Raw genomic sequence first — 19,145 nt, 5'->3', positions numbered from 1 at the left:
CTTCCCGGCGATGCTCAAGGCGCCGCTCACCTGCTCGCTCCCGCTGCTCGCCCTGCTCAGCGCGGCCTGCAGCGGCGACGTGCGCCGGTTTCCCCTGCGCGATCCGGTCTGGCGCGACGCCGACCTGAACCCCGTCTCGGTGCCCTGCAGCCCCGATCCCGAGGCGCCCAGGGACGATCCGCAGCACCGCCTCTGCACGCCTGAGCCGTACGAGTCGTCGTTCGCGTGGGACGCGGCCGACAACCTCGTCTTCCGGCCGGTGACGCGGTTCTTCGCCGTGGATCCGGGAGGGGGGGCGGTCAACGTCAACAGCCTCGACGAGGTGCCGGACTCGAGCTGGTTCACGAACCGGATCGGGAAGCGGCCGCTCACCGCCGAGGAGCTCGTGCGCGGGCCGTGCGGCGACAGGACGCTGGACGACGAGGCGCCGGACGGGTCCTGGGTCATCGACATGGGCAAGCCGAACGGCGCGAACCCCGGCTTCCGGATCAAGGTCGAGGGGATCGGCAAGTTCATGCTCAAGGCCGACCCCTCGGAGCAGCCCGAGCGGGCCACCGGCGCCACCGCGATCGCGGCGCGCCTCTACCACGCCGCCGGCTTCTGGGCGCCGTGCGACTCGGTGGTCTACCTGAAGCCGTCGGTCCTGAAGCTCTCGCCCGGGCTCACCGTGACCGACAACAGCGGGACCACTAGGCCCTTCGACCAGGCGGCGCTCGACGGCGTGCTCGCCAAGGCCTCCAAGCGAGGGGACCGGGTGCGCATGGTCGCCTCGCGCTGGCTGCCGGGCCGCGCCCTCGGGCCCTTCAAGTACGAGGGGACCCGGGAGGACGACCCGAACGACGTCATCCCGCACGAGGACCGGCGCGACCTGCGCGGGGGGCGCCTGCTCGCCGCGTGGCTCAACCACTTCGACTCGCGCGAGCAGAACTCGATGGATGTCTGGCTCGCCGAGGACGGCGACGACAAGGACGCATCGCCGGGCCACGTGCGGCACTACGCCATCGATCTCGGCGACTGCTTCGGCAGCGAGTGGGAGTGGGAGGACATCTCGAAGCGCCTCGGCCACGCCTACTACTTCGACGCCGAGTACGCGCTCCTCGACTTCGCCACGCTCGGCATCCCCGAGCGGCCGTGGGACCGGGCGACCCGCGACCCGCGGGGCGACATCTTCGGCTTCTTCAGCGATCGCGACTTCCGGCCGGAGGACTGGCGCGGCGGCTACCCCAACCCGGCCTTCGCGCGCATGACCGAGCTCGACGGCGCCTGGGCTGCCCGGGCGCTCGCGCGCTTCACGCCGGAGCTCATCGAGGCGGCGGTGCGGACCGGCGACTTCACCGCCCCGCGGCACACCGCGTTCCTGATCGACAAGCTCATCCAGCGAAAGCGCGCGATCCTGGCGCGTTACCTCACGCGCCTGTCGCCGATCGCCGACGTCGCCCTGGCCTCGCCGGCGGCGCTGTGCGGCGTCGACCTCGCGCGGCGCACCGGCGTCGCGCGCGCGCAAAGCCTCCGCTACGAGGCCGCGATGTACGCCGGCGAGGCGCTCTCCCCGCGCGCGCGGCCGGTCGTGCGCCCCTCGCCGGACGGCCGCGTGTGCCTCTCGCTCCCGCACATCGCCACGGACGGCGGCGCGCCCGACGACGCGCCCTCGCGCTACGCCATCGTCGACCTCCTGAACGGGCATGCCCCCGGCCCGCTGCGCGCCCACCTCTACGATCTCGGCCCGCGCCGCGGCTACAAGCTCGTCGGCATCGAGCGTCCAGACAAGGCCGATCCGCCCGACTGAGCTCCCCCCGGCCGTTCAGAACCCGTGGCTGGCGCCGATCATGAGGCGCAGCTCCTGCAGACTGGCGCCCTGCTCGAACGTCTCGGTCGCCGAGCCGATCAGGAAGTCGAAGGAGTGGTCGCGCGAATCGCTCGTGCGCAGGCCGAGCACGAACGACATGCGCAGAAGGTCGAGATCGAAGTCGCGGAGGTGCTCGCTGAACACGTTGCCCGCGGCGACCTGCACCGTGCCATCGACGAACGCCCAGACCGGGTAACGGTACTCGAGCGTCGCCGCGGCGGCGCTCCGCCCGCGGAGGCGCCCCTCGCGGAACCCATGCATCGGCGCGCCGCCGCCGAGCTCGACGAGCTCGGTGAAGGGGACGTCGGCGGGGCCGAGCGGGTCCGCGAAGGCCGCCGAGAGGGCGAGGCTCACGATGCGGTCGTGTCCGGTGAGATCGACGAACCCGCCCAGCGTGCCGCCGTAGCGGAGCCATCGGCTCTGCAGCGGTCGCTCCAGGTCGGCGGCGTGCTCGCCGGAGAGCTCCAGCCGGACGCCGTGGCCCCGCTCGGGGCGCGGCCGCCGCGAGTCGAGGGCGGCCCGGGCCCCGATCCGGTAGGCCGTGTACCCCGTGTCGAACGAGGGGGGCAGCGGATAGCGGCCGTTCGCGACCCGCCAGCCGACCGTCGGCTCGCAGCAGATGTCGTCGAAATCGACGGTCTTCGCGCCGGTGTACGCCTCGACGAAGCTGAACGCGTCGAAACCGACGTGGACCGTCGCGCTCCCCTCGACGCTGCGGGCGCTGTAGCGGGCCCAGTCGCGCCCCACGGACCTCGGGCCGATCCCCGAGAACAGCCAGTCAGGCCGGGTGTCCGCCTCGCCGCGGAGCTTCACGTGCGCGCGCCCGTCGAGCGGGATGCGGTCGGCGATCGTGAGCCTCAGCCAGTCGACCCCGCCGGTCGCCGCGTGCACGCGGAGCTCGTTGCCGGGGAAGAACAGGTCGTCATAGAAGATGTAAACGCCGACGCTCTCGCGAAAGCCGAAATCGAGGAGCGCTGTGGGGACGATGCCAATGGTGTCGTTGGGCCCGAAGGTGAAGATGTCCTTGAGCTCCTCGATCCACTCGCCCTGCTCCGCCGCGACCGTGAGATAGCCGAGCGGCCGCCGGACCAGGTACTCGCTGACGAGGTAGGCGGGGAAGAACGCGACGCGCGGCACCCAGAGCAGCGCGTCGCCGATGCTCGCCCCCTCGTCCGGACGACCATCGTAGTCCGGCAGAGCACGCTTCGCGCTGGGCGCCTGCTCCCGCGGCGCCGCGGCGGGAGATCGCCCCGGCGGGGCCGGCTCAGCGCCCCCCGCCTGCGGCGCGGCCAGCGCCTCGGCGCACAGCGACAGCACGGCGCAGCTCGCGAGCGCGGCCGTGCGCCGCCGCCAACCCGGGCCGAGCGCGCGCGTCCATCCCTTCTCGTTCGTGCCCAATCGGCCCCGTCTCTCGCACGTCGCCACGCGGGAGCCTAGCGGAGTTCCCGGCCCGAGAGACTTTTGTCCGCGCCACGCGCCCCTGTGGAACCCCCTGTACGGCGCTTCACACGGGCGGCGCCGAGAGGGATGTTGCCGGCCGGGACCAGGCTCGATAGCCTCCCGCGTTCGGGCATCGGTCCTGTTCCGGTGCCGCCTGAACGGCGGTCTTCCCGGGATGGAGCGGCGCGTGGCGAGCACAGGCGAGAACGAGACACGATCCCGAGGGGTGCTTCACAAGCTCCTCTCCATCTTCGCCGAGGTGAAGCCGCGCGAGGTCTTCAGCGTCCTCGTCCTGACGCTGAACGTCTTCCTCCTGCTCACGGGCTATTACCTCCTCAAGGTGGTCCGCGAGCCGCTGATCCTCGCGGGCGGCGGGCTCGAGATCGGCGGACAGCAGCTCGACCTCGACGGTCCAGAGGTGAAGGCCTACGCGGCGGCGGGCCAGGCGCTGCTCCTCGTGGGCGTGGTCCGCGCCTACGGCGCCATGGCCAGGCGCTTCGGACGCATGCAGCTCACCACCGCGCTGACGCTCTTCTTCGCCGGCAACCTCGTCCTCTTCTTCTTCCTCGCGCGCCTCGGCGTCCCCCTCGGGGTGCCGTTCTATCTGTGGGTGGGCTGCTTCAACCTCACCGTGATCGCGCAGTTCTGGTCGTTCGCCAACGACATCTACACCCCCGAGCAGGGCAAACGGCTCTTCGCGATCGTCGGTATCGGGAGCTCGCTCGGCGCCATGCTCGGCGCGCAGATCGCGAAGCGCGTCTACGTGCCCATCGGCCCCTACAACATGATGCTGCTCGCGGCGGGCGTGCTGCTCGTCTGTCTGTGGCTCACGCGCATCGTCCACCGCAACGACCTCGCGCGCCTCGGCGGCGAGAAGGCCAGGGCCGACGCGCCGCCCGGAGGCGCGGCCGGCGGCTTCAAGATCATCGCGCGCGACCGCTATCTCCTCCTCATCGCCGGCCTGACGCTCGTCCTCAACTGGGTGAACTCGACAGGCGAGTACATCCTCGATCGCACCCTGATCGAGTCCGCCACGAGCGCGCTCAGCCCGGAAGGCGCGCCGCGCGCCGCAGACGAAAGGGAGCCGCCCCCCGCCGGGGCCGAGGGCGCAGACCCGGGCGCGCCGCTCGCGGCGGGCGCCCCGGTCTACCTCGTCGATCCGGAGGCGTCGCGCCTGCTCGAGGGGAAGATCGCCGCCGTCAAGGGCGGGGCGTTCGACGTCGAGGCCGGCGGCAAGGTCGTCGAGGGCGCCGCGAAGGGGCTCGTCCACCCGCGCACCGAGAAGGGGAAAGAGGCGGCGCTCGGCGCCATCATCGGCACCTTCAAGGGCGATTTCTTCTACTGGGTGAACACCTTCGGCGTCATCTTGCAGCTCTTCCTTGTCTCGCGCATCTTCAAGTACCTCGGCGTGCGGTTCGCCCTGTTCATCCTCCCGACCATCGCCGTCCTCGGCTACGCGTCCCTCGCCGTCCTGCCCGCGCTCGCCGTCGTGCGCGTCGCGAAGATCGCCGAGAACAGCACCGATTACTCGGTCCAGAACACGGCGCGGCAGGCGCTCTTCCTGCCGGTCGGCCGCGACGCGAAGTACAGCGCCAAGGCCGCCATCGACACCTTCGTCGTCCGCGCGGGCGACGTGCTCGCCGCCGTCGGGGTGATCGTCGGCCAGGTGCTCGCGCTCTCCATCCGCCACTTCGCGATGATCAACATCGCGCTCGCGCTCGTGTGGCTCGGCGTCGTGATCGGCATCGCCCGGGAGCACAAGCGGCGCGCCGCGGACGAGCCGGACGCCGAGGGCCTGAAGGCCGCGTAGCTCCCCTGGCGGGATTCCTGGCGGGACTGTTCTGCGGCACCGAACCGTCGCGATCCGTCGCTGCCACGGGGATGTGGGGAGAGCGTGACGACGGATCGCACTCCCTCGCAAGGCATGGACCCAACGAATCGAGACGAGCCTGCGCTCGCCGCGCGCGGAAGAGACGTGCGCGAAAGTGAAGGGCTGAAACGGATCTACGCGGCCTTCGCCGGCTTCGGGTTCAGCTGGAGGAAGCGGCGCTGGTAGGCGTACGAGCGAAAGCGGATCTGCAGCGGCGGCTCGTTGCCGCTCTTGATCTCGAGCTTCGCGCCGTCGTCGTGCTCGGCGCAGTGCGGGATGCGCAGCGTGTAGCTCGTGCCGCCGCCGGTGCGCACCGCGATGCTCCCGAGCGCGAGCCCGGCCGCGGCGACGGCCACGTTGGTCCCGGTCTGGCCGTCGTCCGCCTTCGCCTCGATGCCGCGAGTCGCCGGCTTCGCGCACACGCAGCAGCCTTCCGGCCAGCTGATCGCCTCGCTCGTCACCGGCACTGGAAATCCCGGCTGCGGGTGGACGTAGTCGCCGGCGAGCACGGTGAGGACGCGCTTGTCGACGAGGTACGCGGCCTGGCACTTGTCGCAGAACGCCGGGTCGTCGGTGTGGTTGAGCTCGATCTCCGCGAGCGTCGCCTGACAGCGCGGGCACGTCGCGGTGCCGGCCAGGTCCCTGGCGACGAGGAGCGACCCGAACGCGAACACCGCGAACCCGATGCCGCCGACCAGACAGAGCAGCCACAGCGGACCGGAGCGGCCGATCATCGCGCGGAAACAGAGGAACGAGAGGCCGGCGAGCACCGCTGTGATGACGGCGTACTTGATGGTGGAGCCGGCGTTGCGGGTCACGGTGGACGTCATGAGCGCGACCTTAGCGCCGGTCGACCCGCGAGCGCGCGCCGAACGCTGTCGCGGTAAAGAGGGTAGAGGGTAGAGGGTAGGAGGGTAGCGCTTCCAAACGTCTTCCGGCGGTCCAGTACCATCCTGCCGCACATGCCCGTTGACGTGATGCCCGAGGCGCGACGCCGTCTTGATGCGCCGGAAACATGCACGAATTCGGTAAACACGGATGCTCGACCACGAGGATGGATGTTTCAATGCTCGGCGGCCGCGATGATGACCCTCCGCGGCCGCCGTGCCCGCGATCGAGAGGGCGGAGGCTTCAACAAGGGGCGGCGTCGAGCCGCATGTCCACGGGAGGACTTATGCAAGTGATCGTCGCAGGCGCCGGGATCGGCGGCCTGACCGCGGCTCTGGCGCTGCACGCCTCGGGTCATGAGGTGACGGTGTTCGAGGCGGCGCCCAGCATCCTGCCGCTCGGGGTCGGCATCAACCTCCTGCCCCACGCCGCGGAGGTGCTGGGCGAGCTGGGCCTGCTCGAGGCCCTGTTGGCCCACGGGGTGGCGACCCGCGAGCTTGTCTATTTCAACCGCTTCGGTCAGCGCATCTGGGACGAGCCGCGCGGCCGCTTCGCGGGTCACGCCGCGCCGCAGATCTCCCTGCACCGCGGCGCCCTGCAGGGCGTGCTGTTCGACGCCGCCGTCGAGCGGCTGGGCGAAGGCCGGGTGATCTGCGACCGGCGCCTTTCGGACCATGAAGAGGGCGGAGGCCGCATCGTGGCGCGCTTCTTCAATCGCGAGGGCGTGGCCTCGAAGGTTCCCGCCGACCTCCTGATCTGCGCCGACGGCATCCACTCGGCGGCGCGCGCCGGCCTCTATCCGGACGAGGGGCCGCCGATCTACGGCGGTCGCATCCTGTGGCGGGCGACCAGCCTGGCGGCGCCCTTCCTCACCGGCGCCAGCATGATCATTGCCGGGCATCAGGACCAGAAGTTCGTCGTCTATCCGATTTCCCCACCGGGGCCGGACGGCCGCCAGAGGATCAACTGGGCCGCCGATCTCGCGGTCGCCAGGAACCTGCGACGGGAGGACTGGAACCGGCCGGGCGACCCCGCCGACTTCTTGCCCAGGTTCGAGGCCTGGCACTTCGGCTGGCTGGATGTGCCCGGCCTGATCCGGAGCGCCGAGGCGATCTACGAGTTCCCGCTGGTCGACCGCGATCCCCTGCCGCGCTGGAGCCATGGGCGCATGACGCTGCTGGGCGACGCCGCCCATCCCATGTATCCGAACGGCTCCAACGGGGCGAGCCAGGCCATCCTGGACGCCCGCGCCCTGGTCCGCGCGCTCGCCGCCCATGCCGATCCGGTGGAAGCGCTGGCCGCCTACGAGGCCGAGCGCCTGCCCGCCACCGCCGCCATCGTCGCGGCCAATCGCCGCAACGGTCCGGAGCAGTGCCTGCAGATCGCCTACGAGCGCGCACCCGACGGCTTCGACCGTATCGAGGACGTCTTCGCCCCCGGCGAGCTTTCGGCCATCGCCGCCCGCTACAGGGTGCTGACCGGCCTGAAGTGCGCCTCGGAGCCCCTCGTGCGCTGACGCCGGCACGGATCCCCACGTCGGAACTATCATGGACATCACTGGCAAGGACTTGAAGGAGCTCTCTGCGGACGAGGTGGATGAGGTGGATGAGGTGCTCCAGGCGTACCCGCGTCTCGATTTCAAGCGCGCATTTCCACAGGCGATCGCTGACATGCTCGCCAGCAAGCCTGAGACTGCCTTCTACAACTTCACGGCCGATATCGCCGAGCGCCTGATCCAGGGCTTCCATGCCCCCAATTTCTACGACGTCATCCTGGCGGCGCCGTTCAGGGAGTGACCGGACCCAGCACGTTGAGATCTGTCGCCGGCCAATCACAGCGAGGCTCGCCGCGGGACAGGGCTGCTGCCGGTGCTCGGGCAGGCCGTGATCACCGACGAGGATCCCGGCCTGCAGTTCGCCGCGTCTCGCGTCGCCGCCCTGCGCGCGCTGCGATGGCGACGCCGCCGTGCTCGCCCGGGTTCGGGGGAGCAAAGCGCTCCGGGGATGTCAAGGGTGAAGCGCCGCGCTCGCCGTGGGCGACCGGATCTCCGACGTACGGAGCCCGCGTCAGGGCCGGCCCGCGGCCGCGCTCACCTTCCAGGCCTCGTAGGCCTCCATCAAGGCCAGGTACAGCCAGCGGCCGATGACCTCGGCCCCCGCGCCCGACGGGTGCGCGAGATCGGCGCCGCCGAGCCCCCGCTGGACCCAGACCCCCATCGACCCGGAGCCCCCCATCGCGCCGAACGTGTCGAAGTAGCCGCAGCCGACCTGCGCGGCCACCCGGCGCTGGATCGCCGCGAGCTTCGGGATCACCGGGCGGCTCCTGTAGACCTCGCCCTTCTTGTCGGCGCGGTCCATCGGGCCCACGAGCATGCACGACGACTCGGGCAGCGCCGCCGTCACCTGCTCGAGCACCGCCTTCATCGTCGACTCGACCTGATCGAGCGGGAACAGCTCGCCGTCCTCGCTCTCGTTCATGCCGTAGTGGAACACCGTCAAGGACGGGCTCCGCGCGCGCAGCTGCTCGGCGAAGTGCGCGTCATCGCTCTTGTCGAGGAAGCGGATGCGGCAGCCCTGGATGCCGATCGCGTCGAGCACCACCCCCGGCTCGTCCCGCTCCATCCAGACGCCGAACGCGCGCACCCCCGGGCCGTGCGCGCGCACCTCGATCCCGTGCGGCCCGTCGGGCACCTCGTAGGTCGCGATCGCCGAGACGGCCTCGGCGGCCCGGGTGTCGATCATCTCCCGGCTCTCGCCGTCGATCTTGATCTCCATCCGCCCCCCCTCGGGGTGCTTCAGGTAATCGACGGCGAACCGCGAGACCGCGCGCCCGTAGGTCCCGGTCTCCGCGGTGGCGAAGCGCGAGAACACCCCCGCGCCCTGCGAGCGGAACGACACGCCCCCGAGCCCGTAGAGCCCGTCCTTGGCGAAGGGGCCCACGACGCGGCTCACCTGCCAGCCGGGGACGGCGAGGCGGACAACGTCGTTGTGGAAATATCCAGGCCAGGCGTTGGCCATCAGCATGAACCCGTGGCCCGCGTCGCCGAACCGCTTCTGCAGCTTGCGCCGCAGCGTCGACGTCACGAAGTCGCTCGCCACGATGGAGTCGCCGAAGTAGGTGATGCGCGCGATCGAGCCCGGCGCCTTGCGCTCCACGGCGGCGAGCGCGCGGAAGAACGGCGTCATCGCCTTGCCGCTCGGGTCCTCGATCGGGCGCGGCGGCTTCCCCTCGGAGGCGACCGCGGCCGGCAAGAGCTCTGCGGCCGCGGCCGGCAGCGCGACCTCCTCGGGCTGGCGCAGCTCGGCCTGCTCGGTGGTCTCCGTGACGAGCGTCGTCTCCCCGATCGAGGCCACGGGCGCCGGCGCCGGGACCACGACGAGCCCCTCGCCCTCGGGCAGCGGCGTGAGCAGCCGCAGCCGCGACAGGCCCGGGTGCGCGTAGGGCAACAGCACGAGCAGCGCGAGCGTCGCCAGCGCCCCGGCCGCCGACGAGACGAGCCCGTTCCGCGGCGAGCCCACCGGCGCGCCGCCCGCTGGAGGAGCGTCGCGCCCGCCGGGCGGAGGCGAATCGTGGACGGCCGGCTCGTGGGCGGAAGGCTCGTGGACGGCCGGCTCGTGGGCGCTTGTGCTGCTCGTGGAGGTCATCGACGCGCGCGGACGGAGAGGGAGGCGCTCTGCGGCGACCCGCCCCGCTCAGGGGGACGCATCCCGATCGGGAGGAGGCGGGCGCTTCTCCAGCTTGTCCAGGGCCGCGGTCGCCCTGTCGCGGCAGCTCATGTCGCCCTGGTGGATGCAGATCGCGCGCAGCAGCTTGATCTCGCTGGCCGAAGCGCGCCCGCCCCAGACCCTCGGCTCGAGCGCCTTTCGCTGCGCCGGGTACGCGCTCGAGTCGAGCGAAGAGCTCGCCTGCGGGGCGCCCGCGTCGGCGATCTTGGGCGTCGAGGCCGGCGGCGCGGGCGAGGGCGAGGGCGTGTGCTGCGGGGACCAGGACGTCGTCTGCGGGCTGCTCTGCTGCGGCGCGGGCTCCGGCTCGGGCGGCGCTTCGGGGTCGACCTGCCGCCGCATCTCGGCCACCCGCGCGCGGAGCGCCGTCGGGACGCTCGTCGTCTTCGCGATCTCGTTGAGCAGCGCGAGCTTCTCGTCCTTCGTCCCGGCCCGCTCGACCTGCTGGAACATCCCCTCCGCCCAGCGCTCCTCGATCTCCCGGAAGCGCTGCGTCTCCCGGACCGGCGCCGTCTCGGCGATCTCCTGCAGCTTCCGGTGCGCGACGTCGATGCTCCCCGCGCGGAAGTGCTCCTGCGCCGCGTCGAGGATCTGCGCGTCGTTCCCCTCGAGCTCCGGCGCCGCGGGCCGCGCCTCCGGCTCGGGCGCCTCCGGCCCCTGCGAGCGGGCGCGGGTGACCGCGACCACGGCGAGGATGAGGATCACGACGACCGCAAGGAGGATCCCCATCGCCTTGCTCGTCCCGCCGAGCGAAGGGGGCGACGGCACCGCAGTGGCCACGCTCCCGTACGACCCCGGCGCGGCCCCCGAGCCGGAAGCGCCGTCCGGCCCGGCGCGAAAGATCTTGCCGGCGGCGACGAAGCGGAGCCGCACGTCGCCGAGCTCGAGCGCGTCGCCCGCCTCGAGCAGGCCGCGCTTCAGCTCGACGCCGTTGATGCGCACGCCGTTCGCGCTCTGCTTGTCGACGACCTCGTAGCGGCCGTTGCCCAGGCTGATGAGCTCCGCGTGCAGGCGGCTCACCGAGCTGTGGTTGATCGAGATCGTCGCGTCCTCGGAGCGCCCGATCGTGAACCGCTCGCCGTCGAGCGGGAACTCGGCGCCGGGGGTCGGGCCGACGACCATGACGAGCCGGTTGGGGCGGGTGTGGAGCGGCAGGTGCGCCGTGCTGCGGCTGCCGGGCGGCGGCGTCGGGCTCGTCACCGCGGACGAGAGCGCCTCATCGACGATCTCGATGCGGTAGTCGCCGAGCTGCACGAGGTCGCCGTGGCGCAGGTGCTGCTCGCCGGTGACCCGCCCGCCGTTGACGTACGTGCCGTTGTAGCTGTCGAGATCGCGGATGACCCAGCCCTGGCCGTTCTTGGCCAGCGTCGCGTGCTGCCGCGAGACGTTGCGGTCGGTCAGCCGGATCGAGTTCGACTCTCCGCGCCCGAGCGCATACTCCTCATGGGCGAGGGGGAGCCCCGTCTGTTTCCCCTCGTCATCCTCGATCGTCAGCTTCCACATAGCGGGTTCGGGGCATTCAGGCGAAGCCAGGCTCGCTCCGCGAGCGCCTGTAGATCCGTGGCATCCACCGCTCGCCGTACGAGCCTCCTCAGCGAGGCCCGCCTACTTTAGCGAGTCCGCCTCCGGGAAGGCAACGACGGCGCACCACCCCATGGCGGGCGGCCCGGACCGCAACGTCTCGCCGGCCGCCGGCAGCCAGCGCCGGGCAAGCACCGGGCGGGCCAGCCTGCCGGCGCGGCGGCAGGGGCGCGCGTCCCTGCGCGGCGAGCCGCCCGCAGCCCGCCGGCGGGACGCGGCGGCGCCGGGCCCGCGCGCAGCCGCGGCGGAAGATCGCGCCCGTCTGGCGATCCGCCGGCGATCCGCCCGGGGTCCGCGGCCTCCGTGATGCGCAGCGGGCTAATGGCCGCCTCCCACGGGCCGGAACGGGTGGAGGAACGCCGAGAGCGCCCCCGGGTTCCGGGTCTGCAGCCAGAGCCGCCCGTGCCCCTGGAACTCGCAGACGAGCCCCTCGCCGGACAGGAACAGGCCCTTCAGGCCGGCCAGCTTGCGCACCTGATACCGCAGGCCCTCGGTGAACGCGAGCAGGTGTGTGTTGTCGCAGATATATCCCTCGTGCTGGCGGCCGACGTCGATCGCGTGGATACCGCCGTAGCTCGAGAACCAGATCAGGCCCTCGCCATAGGCCCGGAGCAGCGACAGGCCGCCGGCGAAGAAGCCCTTGGCTCCCTGCCACTTCGTGTCGAGCGTGATGCCGGGCGAGGAGGCGAGATAGGCGCCCGACTGGAGGAAGACCTCCATCCCCGAGCGCAGGACGATGCGCTCGATCGACCCCTCGGGCGCCGGCGCGAGCCGCATCGACTGCATGGGCGCCGTCGCGGTGAAGGTGTTCTGGAAGAGGCTCTCTCCCGCCGTCAGCCTGCGCTTGAGCGCGCTGGCGAGCCCCCCTTGCACGCTCGTCTTCATGTCGATGGCCGCGTCGCGCGCCACCATCGCGCCGCTCTCGGCGATGATCTGCTCGCCGGCGTGCTCGAAGGTCACGTGGAGGACGCCGAACTCGGGGTTGTCTCGGATCTCGTCGCGCACGCCGTCCCCTGGATCTCTAGGGTTGCCGCGGGGCGAGCCGCGCGCCGATCGCCGCGCCGTACCTGCCGGCGTTGCGCGACTGGACCCACAGGCTGCCGTGCCCCTCGACGTGGCAGACGAGGCCCTCGCCCGAGAGCCACGTGCCGAGCCACGTCGGCGTGCTCTTGCCGATCCGGCAGGAGAGCGTCGACTCCCACGCTGCGAGGTGGCCCGTGTCGACGACGACGTGGCCTCTCACCGGGAGCTCCTCGAGCGCGCCGAAGGCGCCGATGATCATCTGACCTTGCCCCGCCGTCTCGAGGGCGAAGAGCCCCGCTCCCGAGAAGAAGCCGCGCAGGCCGCCCGTGCGCGTCTTCACCTCGACCTCGGGGCTCGACGCGACATAGGCGCTGCTCTGGACGCACCATTGCCTGTCGCCCACCTCGAGCACCGTCATGTCCCCGGAGAGCGGCGTCGCGAACAGCACCTCTCCGTCGCCGCCCTCCGCGGCGAACGCGTTCCGGTAGAACGACTCTCCGGCCAGCATCCGCTTCAGGCCCGACATGATGCCGCCCGCCTGCGTCTCCACCCGCACGTGGGTCGACATGCCCACGAGCGCGCCGCTCTCGGCGATCACGCGCTCGCCCTGCGCGAGCCAGCACTGCGCGAGGGCCTGGGAGGGACGGTAGAGGAGATTCACCTGCATCGGACGTCGGTCTCCGTCGCCCGCTCAGGGCGGGAGCAGCGGCGCGAGCCAGCCCACGAGCGCGTCGGCGCTGCGCGACTGGATCAGCACGCGGCCGCGGCCGGTGAACTCGCACACGACGCCTTCGCCCGAGACCATGAGGCCCATCAGCCCGCCGCCAGGGCTCCTGATCTCGAGCGCGAGGGACGCGTCGAACCCGACGAGGTGCCCGCCGTCCACGAGGAGCGACCCGTCGCAGGGGAGCTCCTCGATCGCGCCGTAGCTCGTGATCCAGAGATCGCCGACGCCGGAGGCCTCGATGAAGAAGATGCCCTCGCGCGCGAGCACGGCGCGCAGCCCACCCCAGCGCACCCTCACGTCGATGTCGCCCGCGCTCGCGAGGTACGAGCCCGCGCTGAAGAGCATCGTCTCCCCCTGGAGGGGGACGTGCCTCACGCGGCCGCTGAGCGGCGGGGCGAGCCACACCCACCCGCCGCCCTCGGGCGCCTCGATGTGGTTCACGAAGAACGTCTCGCCGCCCGAAAGCTTCCGGAGCAGCGCGATGACGAAGGCCTTGAGCCGCCCGAAGAGCCCGGCCCCGCGGCCCGCGTTGAGCCGGACCACCGTCCGCAGGCTCGGCGAGCGCGCGACCATCGCGCCCGCCTCTGCGAGCATCGCCTCGCCCGGATCGAGGGTGACCTCCAGCAGCGAGGACGACGGCTCATGCTTGGTGCGATGCTGCATTCGTCCACCTGCGGGGCACGTACATATAACGGACCCACGCCGGAAGCGGAAGCGGGAAGGAAGCGGGAAGAAGGTGTGTCGAGGTGAGCGGGATGCGGCGAATTTCATGTTTTCTGTCCAGCGGCTCGCTCGCGCTGACTTCTACCCTTCGGCGTGGGTAGACTGAGCGCGTGAGCGACAGGCGACTTACGGCCTCCGAGCCGACGCCCCGCGGGGAGCCGCGCAGCGAGAGCCAGAGCTCCGGCTTCGTCGCGGCGCCCCAGCGCATCGCGGGGCGCTACGAGATCCTCGGCCTGCTCGGCGCCGGCGGCATGGGCAGCGTCTACCGCGTCCGCGACGTGGAGCTCGACGAGGTGGTCGCCCTCAAGATGCTGCGGCGCGATCTCGCCAGCTCGGCCGGCATGATCGAGCGCTTCCGGCAGGAGGTGAAGCTCGCGCGGCGCGTGACGCACCGGAACGTCGCGCGGACGTTCGACTTCGGCGACCACGAGGGCGAGAAGTTCCTCACGATGGAGTGCGTCGAGGGCGAGTCGCTGCACAGCGTCCTCGCGCGGACCGGCCCGATGCCGACGCAGCAGGCCATCGGCATCGGCTGCTCCCTCTGCGATGGGCTCGGCGCCGCGCACGCGGCGGGCATCGTGCACCGCGACCTCAAGCCCGAGAACGTGCTCCTCGACAGGAGCGGGCGGGTCGTCATCACCGACTTCGGCATCGCCCGCACCTCGTCCGGGCCGAGCGCCGGCGAGTCGGCGGGCTTCGTGCTCGGCTCCCCCGCGTACATGTCGCCGGAGCAGCTGACGGGTGAGCCCGATATCGACGCGCGCACCGACATCTACGCGCTCGGCATGATCCTCTTCGAGTGCCTGACCCACCGGCGCGCGTGGCCGGGCGCCGGCGCGATCGCCGCCGCCATGTCCCGGCTGCGGTCCCCGCCACCCGACCCGCGCTCCGTCCGTTCGGACGTGCCCCTCGTCGTCGCGGACGTCGTCCTGAGGTGCATGGCGATTCGGCGCGAGGACCGCTACGCCAGCGCGGCCGAGGCCCACCGCGCGCTGCTGCTCGCGCGCTCGCGGGTGTCGATCGCCCCGCAGCCGGCGCAGTCGCTCGTCTCGGCCATCGCCGCGTCGACGGCCACGGCCGCGCCGACCGCGCCGCAGCCCGTCGAGCAGAGCCCCACCCGGGTCGCCGCGTCGGCCGAGGCGATCACCGCGCCGCAGCCGCGGCTCGTGTCGCCCGCGCTCTCGGCGCCTGTGCTCACGCCCGCGCCGGCGCCCTCGTCCGCGTCCTCGCCGGCGCTGAAGACCGTCGCCGTGCTCCCGTTCCGCAACGGCGGCGCCCCGGACGACGACTACCTCGCCGACGGCTTCACCGAGGACCTCACCGACACCCTCTCGATGACCGCAGGCCTCAAGGTGCGGCCGCACGCCGCGGTGTCCCGGGTGCGGCTCGACAACCGCGACCCGCGGGACATCGGCCGCGAGCTCGGCGTGCAGGTCGTCGTCGAGGGGTCGATCCGCCGCGCCGGCGGCGCCGGCCACGGGCTCGACGGGCCGCGCTCGCAGCCTCCGGCGCCGCACTCGCGGCCGGGGCCGCGCCTCGCGCCCGGCGGCGTGCGCGTGACCGCGCGCGTCATCAGCGTCGAGGACGGGTTCCAGCTCTGGGCGAAGCGGTTCGACAGCTCGCCCGAGGCGCTGCTCGAGGTGAGCGACGACGCGGCGAGCGCCATCGCCGGGGCGCTCACCGTCGACGCCGCCAGCCGCGACCGCGAGGCGCCGAGCGACCCGCGCGCGATCGACCTGTACCTGCGCGCGCGCCACCAGCTGCGGCACCTCTGGTACGGCGACGCCGCGCCGGCCGTGGCGCTCTTCGAGGAGGCGCTGTCCTTCTCGCCGAACGACCCGAACATCCTGTCCGGCTACGCCGTCGCCTCGGCGCGGCTGATGGCCGCGCGGGGCGACGGCAGGGCGCAGCTCGCGAAGGCGCAGCAGGCCGCCGAGCGCGCGATCGCGCAGGCCCCCTCGCTCGGCGAGCCGTGGGTGGCGCTCGCGACGGTCCGCTTCAGCGCGAGCGACCCCGTCGGCGCCGTGCCGGCGCTGCGCAAGGCGCTCCAGTGCGCGCCGAGCCTGGCCAAGGCGCACGAGCTGCTCGGCCGCATCCTCCTCGAGGCGGGGCTCGTCAACGAGGCGGTCTTCCGGCTCGAGACCGCGCTGTCGCTCGACCCGGGCGAGCTGTTCCCGCGCTGGGAGCTCGCGCGCGGCCGCGCGCTGCTGGGCGACTGGGCCGCGGCCGGCGCGCTGCTCGACCTGCCGGCCGAGGACCCGTCGAGCCGCTTTCACAAGGCGATCATGCGCGCTCGGTTCGGGCTGTGGCACCGCGCTCCGTTCGCCATCGACGAGCTGCCGCACGGGATGGAGAACGTCCCCGTCCAGTACGCGCGCCTCTACCGCGACGTGCTCGCGACGTCGCGGCTGTCGGACGAGCAGCGGGCGTTCCTGCGCTCGACGGCGGACGGCTCCGAGCCGGGCAGCCGCCTGCGCCCGCTCTTCCTCCAGATGTACGCCGAGATCCTCGCCTTCCTCGGCGAGGACGACGCGCTCTTCCGCACGCTCGCGAGCGCGGTGGAGGCGGGGCTCTTCGACGCCCTCTGGATGCAGCGCTGCGCGGTGCTCGACCGCGCGCGGGCAGACGCGCGCTTCGCCCCGCTCCGCGCGCGGGTCGAGGAGCGCGCCGCGGCGGTCATCGCCGCGTTCAAGGCCTGAGCGCCGCGACGACGGGGCGCGCGGCGCTCAGCTCCTGCGCGCGTTCTTGGCGTTCCTGGAGATGGCGGGCATCAGCACGTCGCCCTCCACGTGCCCGCAGACGTCGAGGACGGTGCGCCCCTCCGCGTCGCGCCCGGGTCGCTCCCGCGTGTAGCGCTCCGCCGGGGCGGCGAGCACCACCCCGACGTCGCGCGCCGCGCCCGTGAGCTCGGCCGCCAGCGCCTCCTCGATGAGCCGGACCCGCTCGCCGCTCGTCGTGCCGGCGGGGATGGCGACGGCCACCGAGCCCAGGACGAACCCCTCGCGCGCGAGCAGCCCGTGCGGCGAGCCGGTCGTCTCCGCGAGCTTCAGCGCCACGCGCGCCGCCTCCAGGCGGTCCCGCGCGGCGGCGAGCGACGCCGCGCCGCGGCGCAGGATCTCGTGCGCGCCGTGCGCCCGATCGCCGCGGTGCTCCTCGGCGAGCTCCGCGTTCGCCGCCCTGATCCGCGTGACCTCGGCCTCGGCGGCCGCGACCTCGGCCTCGTACTGCGACAGATCGATCGAGCTCATGGCGTGTCGTCAACCTCGGTTCGTGAACAGGATGCTCCCAGCGAGCAGCGCCCCGGCCGCCGCGGCGCCGTAGAGGCAATAGCGCGCGAGCGCCGCGTGGCCAGCCAGGTAGAGCTGTAGCCCCGCGAAGCCCGCCGCGATCGCGAGCGCCGCGTAGACGAGCTGGCGCACCCCCGTATAGACCAGCGACGCGGCCTGGGCGAGGCCCCGGACCTTCACCTCGGCCTCGCCGCGGTTGGCGCGCGTGAGGTACTTGCGCAGGTCGTCCGGGATCGTCAGCGCCTTGATCCCCATGTCCTTCGCCGCCTCGAGGGCGATCTTGGCCCAGTCGCGGCTGCCGAGGACGAAGTCCTGCAGGTACGGGCGCACGACATCCATGGGGTTGAGGTCCGGATCGAGCTGCGTGCAGACCCCGGTGAGCAGCAGGAGGGTGCGCTCGAGCAGCACGAAGTCGCGCGGCACGTGGAACGCGGCGGAGAGCTCCTTCAGGCCGATGTTCATGCGCCTGAGGTCGATCAGGCTCTCGATGCCCTTCTGCGGATCGAGCTTGATGTCCTTCAGGTTGAACGACTCGAGCTTCACCTCGTCCTGGAAGCGCTGGTGGAAGAACTCGACGACCTTCTCGCTGATGTCGACGGCGTCCCGCCGCGAGAAGAAGCGCATCTTGCGCAGCGCCTTGATGATCCCCTCGGTGTCGCGGCGGATCACGGCCTCGAGGAACTCGGGGATGCCCTCGCGCATCTCCTGCGAGAGCTCGGCGACCGCGCCGAAGTCGAGCAGGATGAGCTCCCCGCGCGGCCCGACCAGCATGTTCCCCGGGTGCGGATCCGCGTGGTAGACGCCGTCGATGAAGATCTGCTGGCAGAAGACCTGCACGATGTGCCGGGCGAGCGCCTTGCGGTCGATGCCGTGCGCGTCGAGCGCCGCGACGTCGCCCACCTTGATGCCCTCGACGAACGTCGTCGTCATCACGCGCCGCGTGCAGTAGGGCTCGATCGGCCTGGGGAACTGGACCTGCGGCTGCTTCGCGAAGTTGTCGGCGATGCGCACGATGTTCCTGGCCTCGCGCACGAAGTCGAGCTCCTCCAGGATCATCGAGCGGATCTGGTGGTAGTAGGCGTCGAGCCCCTGCACGGGGACGAACTTCGCGACGATCGCCATGATGCGGCGGATGGTGAGCAGGTCGAGGCGGACGATCTCGTCGATGTCGCGGTGCTGCACCTTCACGGCGACGCGCGTGCCGTCCATGAGCCACGCCTCGTGCACCTGGCCGAGCGAGGCGCTCGCGAGCGGCTCCTTGTGGAAGCGGGCGAAGACCTTGTCGATGGGGCGCCCGAGCTCCTCGGCGATGCGCTGCTCGATCTCCTCGTAGGGCCGCGGCGGCACCTGGTCCTGCAGCCCCTCGAGCCCCGCGCGCAGCGTCGCGGGGAGGAAGTTCGCCATGATGCTGAGCATCTGGCCGACCTTGATGAAGAGGCCCTGGAGCTCGACGATCGTGCGCTCGATGCGCCGAGCGTTGCTCGCGTGGACCTCGTCCACGCGGCTCTGCGCCCACGCGTCGCCGAAGAGGCGGCGCAGGAAGAAGAACCAGAGGTAGCTCGCGATGACGGTGAACGTCGTCAGGTAGGCGCGGATGAAGCGGCCGCTCTGCGCGGCGTTCTGCCGGAACGAGCGGGGCTGCGCTTCGGGGCGCTGCGCCGGATGGAGCGCGGCGGACGGCGGAGCAGCGCCTGCGCCATCGAACGGCCCCGGCGCGCTGCCGGGCGGCCTCGGCGCTCTGAGTGCGCCGCTGGACGGCAACGTATCGTCCGCGCCGTCGAGCAGCCTCGGCGCGCTGTCGGCGCTGTCGAGCGGCCTCGGCGCGCTGTCGGGATCGAGCTCCACCGCGCCGGGGCGCAGCTCGCCGGGCGCGCGCGCGGGCTCGGCGGGCGAGCGAAGCGACCCGGAGGACGGGCCCAGCGGTTCGGAGGCGGCGCCGTGTGACACCGCGGCAGCCTAGCATCGCTCGGCGTCAGCCCGCGAAAACGCGGGCTCGATGCGGCGCGCCATCGCCTCCTCGCGTCTCCTCGCGTCTCCT

Annotated in this window: 14 protein-coding genes; 5 read left to right on the top strand and 9 right to left on the bottom strand. The window is 72.2% G+C overall.

Annotated elements, in window-relative coordinates; translation table 11 throughout:
* The first annotated feature begins 10 nt into the window (after positions 1 to 10).
* Positions 11 to 1,786 (top strand): hypothetical protein, encoded by a 1,776-nt coding sequence (locus WMF36_RS32915; protein ID WP_437574738.1) that lies wholly within the window; start codon positions 11 to 13, stop codon positions 1,784 to 1,786.
* 15 nt (positions 1,787 to 1,801) lie between these two features.
* Here the strand turns inward: WMF36_RS32915 and WMF36_RS32910 are convergent, their stop codons facing one another.
* Positions 1,802 to 3,244 carry a BamA/TamA family outer membrane protein gene (locus WMF36_RS32910; RefSeq protein WP_437574737.1) on the bottom strand — a complete coding sequence of 481 codons (1,443 nt, stop codon included), beginning with the start codon at positions 3,242 to 3,244 and terminating at the stop codon, positions 1,802 to 1,804.
* Positions 3,245 to 3,512: 268 nt separating this feature from the next.
* Here WMF36_RS32910 and WMF36_RS32905 point away from each other — a divergent pair, with 268 nt between their 5' ends.
* A complete protein-coding gene (locus WMF36_RS32905; RefSeq protein ID WP_437574736.1) occupies positions 3,513 to 5,096 on the top strand; it encodes an NTP/NDP exchange transporter in 1,584 nt (527 codons plus the stop codon).
* Positions 5,097 to 5,290: 194 nt separating this feature from the next.
* Here the strand turns inward: WMF36_RS32905 and WMF36_RS32900 are convergent, their stop codons facing one another.
* Positions 5,291 to 5,986, bottom strand: coding sequence for a hypothetical protein (locus WMF36_RS32900; RefSeq protein WP_437574735.1), 696 nt, complete (start codon positions 5,984 to 5,986; stop codon positions 5,291 to 5,293).
* A 344-nt stretch (positions 5,987 to 6,330) separates the two neighbouring features.
* Here WMF36_RS32900 and WMF36_RS32895 point away from each other — a divergent pair, with 344 nt between their 5' ends.
* Together WMF36_RS32895 and WMF36_RS32890 are read left to right on the top strand one after the other, a co-directional pair.
* Positions 6,331 to 7,560 carry a flavin-dependent oxidoreductase gene (locus WMF36_RS32895; RefSeq protein ID WP_437574734.1) on the top strand — a complete coding sequence of 410 codons (1,230 nt, stop codon included), beginning with the start codon at positions 6,331 to 6,333 and terminating at the stop codon, positions 7,558 to 7,560.
* Between the two features lie 31 nt (positions 7,561 to 7,591).
* Positions 7,592 to 7,840: a hypothetical protein gene (locus WMF36_RS32890; protein ID WP_437574732.1), complete on the top strand. Its 249-nt coding sequence runs from the start codon at positions 7,592 to 7,594 to the stop codon at positions 7,838 to 7,840.
* A 270-nt stretch (positions 7,841 to 8,110) separates the two neighbouring features.
* Here the strand turns inward: WMF36_RS32890 and WMF36_RS32885 are convergent, their stop codons facing one another.
* The 5 genes from WMF36_RS32885 to WMF36_RS32865 form a co-directional block, all read right to left on the bottom strand.
* Positions 8,111 to 9,688, bottom strand: a complete 1,578-nt coding sequence (locus WMF36_RS32885) for a GDSL-type esterase/lipase family protein (protein WP_437574731.1) — start codon at positions 9,686 to 9,688, stop codon at positions 8,111 to 8,113.
* A 48-nt stretch (positions 9,689 to 9,736) separates the two neighbouring features.
* Positions 9,737 to 11,269, bottom strand: a complete 1,533-nt coding sequence (locus WMF36_RS32880) for an FHA domain-containing protein (RefSeq protein WP_437574730.1) — start codon at positions 11,267 to 11,269, stop codon at positions 9,737 to 9,739.
* Between the two features lie 396 nt (positions 11,270 to 11,665).
* A complete protein-coding gene (locus tag WMF36_RS32875; protein WP_437574729.1) occupies positions 11,666 to 12,352 on the bottom strand; it encodes a TIGR00266 family protein in 687 nt (228 codons plus the stop codon).
* Between the two features lie 16 nt (positions 12,353 to 12,368).
* Complete coding sequence (locus tag WMF36_RS32870) at positions 12,369 to 13,037, bottom strand: TIGR00266 family protein (protein ID WP_437574728.1); 669 nt, start codon at positions 13,035 to 13,037, stop codon at positions 12,369 to 12,371.
* 24 nt (positions 13,038 to 13,061) lie between these two features.
* Positions 13,062 to 13,760 carry a TIGR00266 family protein gene (locus WMF36_RS32865; RefSeq protein WP_437574727.1) on the bottom strand — a complete coding sequence of 233 codons (699 nt, stop codon included), beginning with the start codon at positions 13,758 to 13,760 and terminating at the stop codon, positions 13,062 to 13,064.
* A 170-nt stretch (positions 13,761 to 13,930) separates the two neighbouring features.
* On the opposite strand from WMF36_RS32865, the gene WMF36_RS32860 reads away from it, so the two are divergent.
* Positions 13,931 to 16,519 carry a protein kinase domain-containing protein gene (locus tag WMF36_RS32860; RefSeq protein ID WP_437574726.1) on the top strand — a complete coding sequence of 863 codons (2,589 nt, stop codon included), beginning with the start codon at positions 13,931 to 13,933 and terminating at the stop codon, positions 16,517 to 16,519.
* Between the two features lie 27 nt (positions 16,520 to 16,546).
* On the opposite strand, the gene WMF36_RS32855 is transcribed toward WMF36_RS32860, so the two are convergent.
* Together WMF36_RS32855 and WMF36_RS32850 are read right to left on the bottom strand one after the other, a co-directional pair.
* Complete coding sequence (locus WMF36_RS32855) at positions 16,547 to 17,068, bottom strand: hypothetical protein (RefSeq protein ID WP_437574725.1); 522 nt, start codon at positions 17,066 to 17,068, stop codon at positions 16,547 to 16,549.
* 9 nt (positions 17,069 to 17,077) lie between these two features.
* The gene (locus tag WMF36_RS32850; RefSeq protein WP_437574724.1) at positions 17,078 to 19,054 is read right to left on the bottom strand and encodes an AarF/UbiB family protein; all 1,977 of its coding nucleotides are present in this window, start codon (positions 19,052 to 19,054) and stop codon (positions 17,078 to 17,080) included.
* Positions 19,055 to 19,145 lie beyond the last annotated feature (91 nt).

Origin of the sequence: Sorangium sp. So ce887 (assembly GCF_051521455.1) — a bacterium.
Classification (GTDB): Bacteria; Myxococcota_A; Polyangia; order Polyangiales; family Polyangiaceae; genus Sorangium.
Note: the sequence above shows the minus strand (reverse complement) of the source record. Positions and strands in the feature narration are given on the sequence as shown.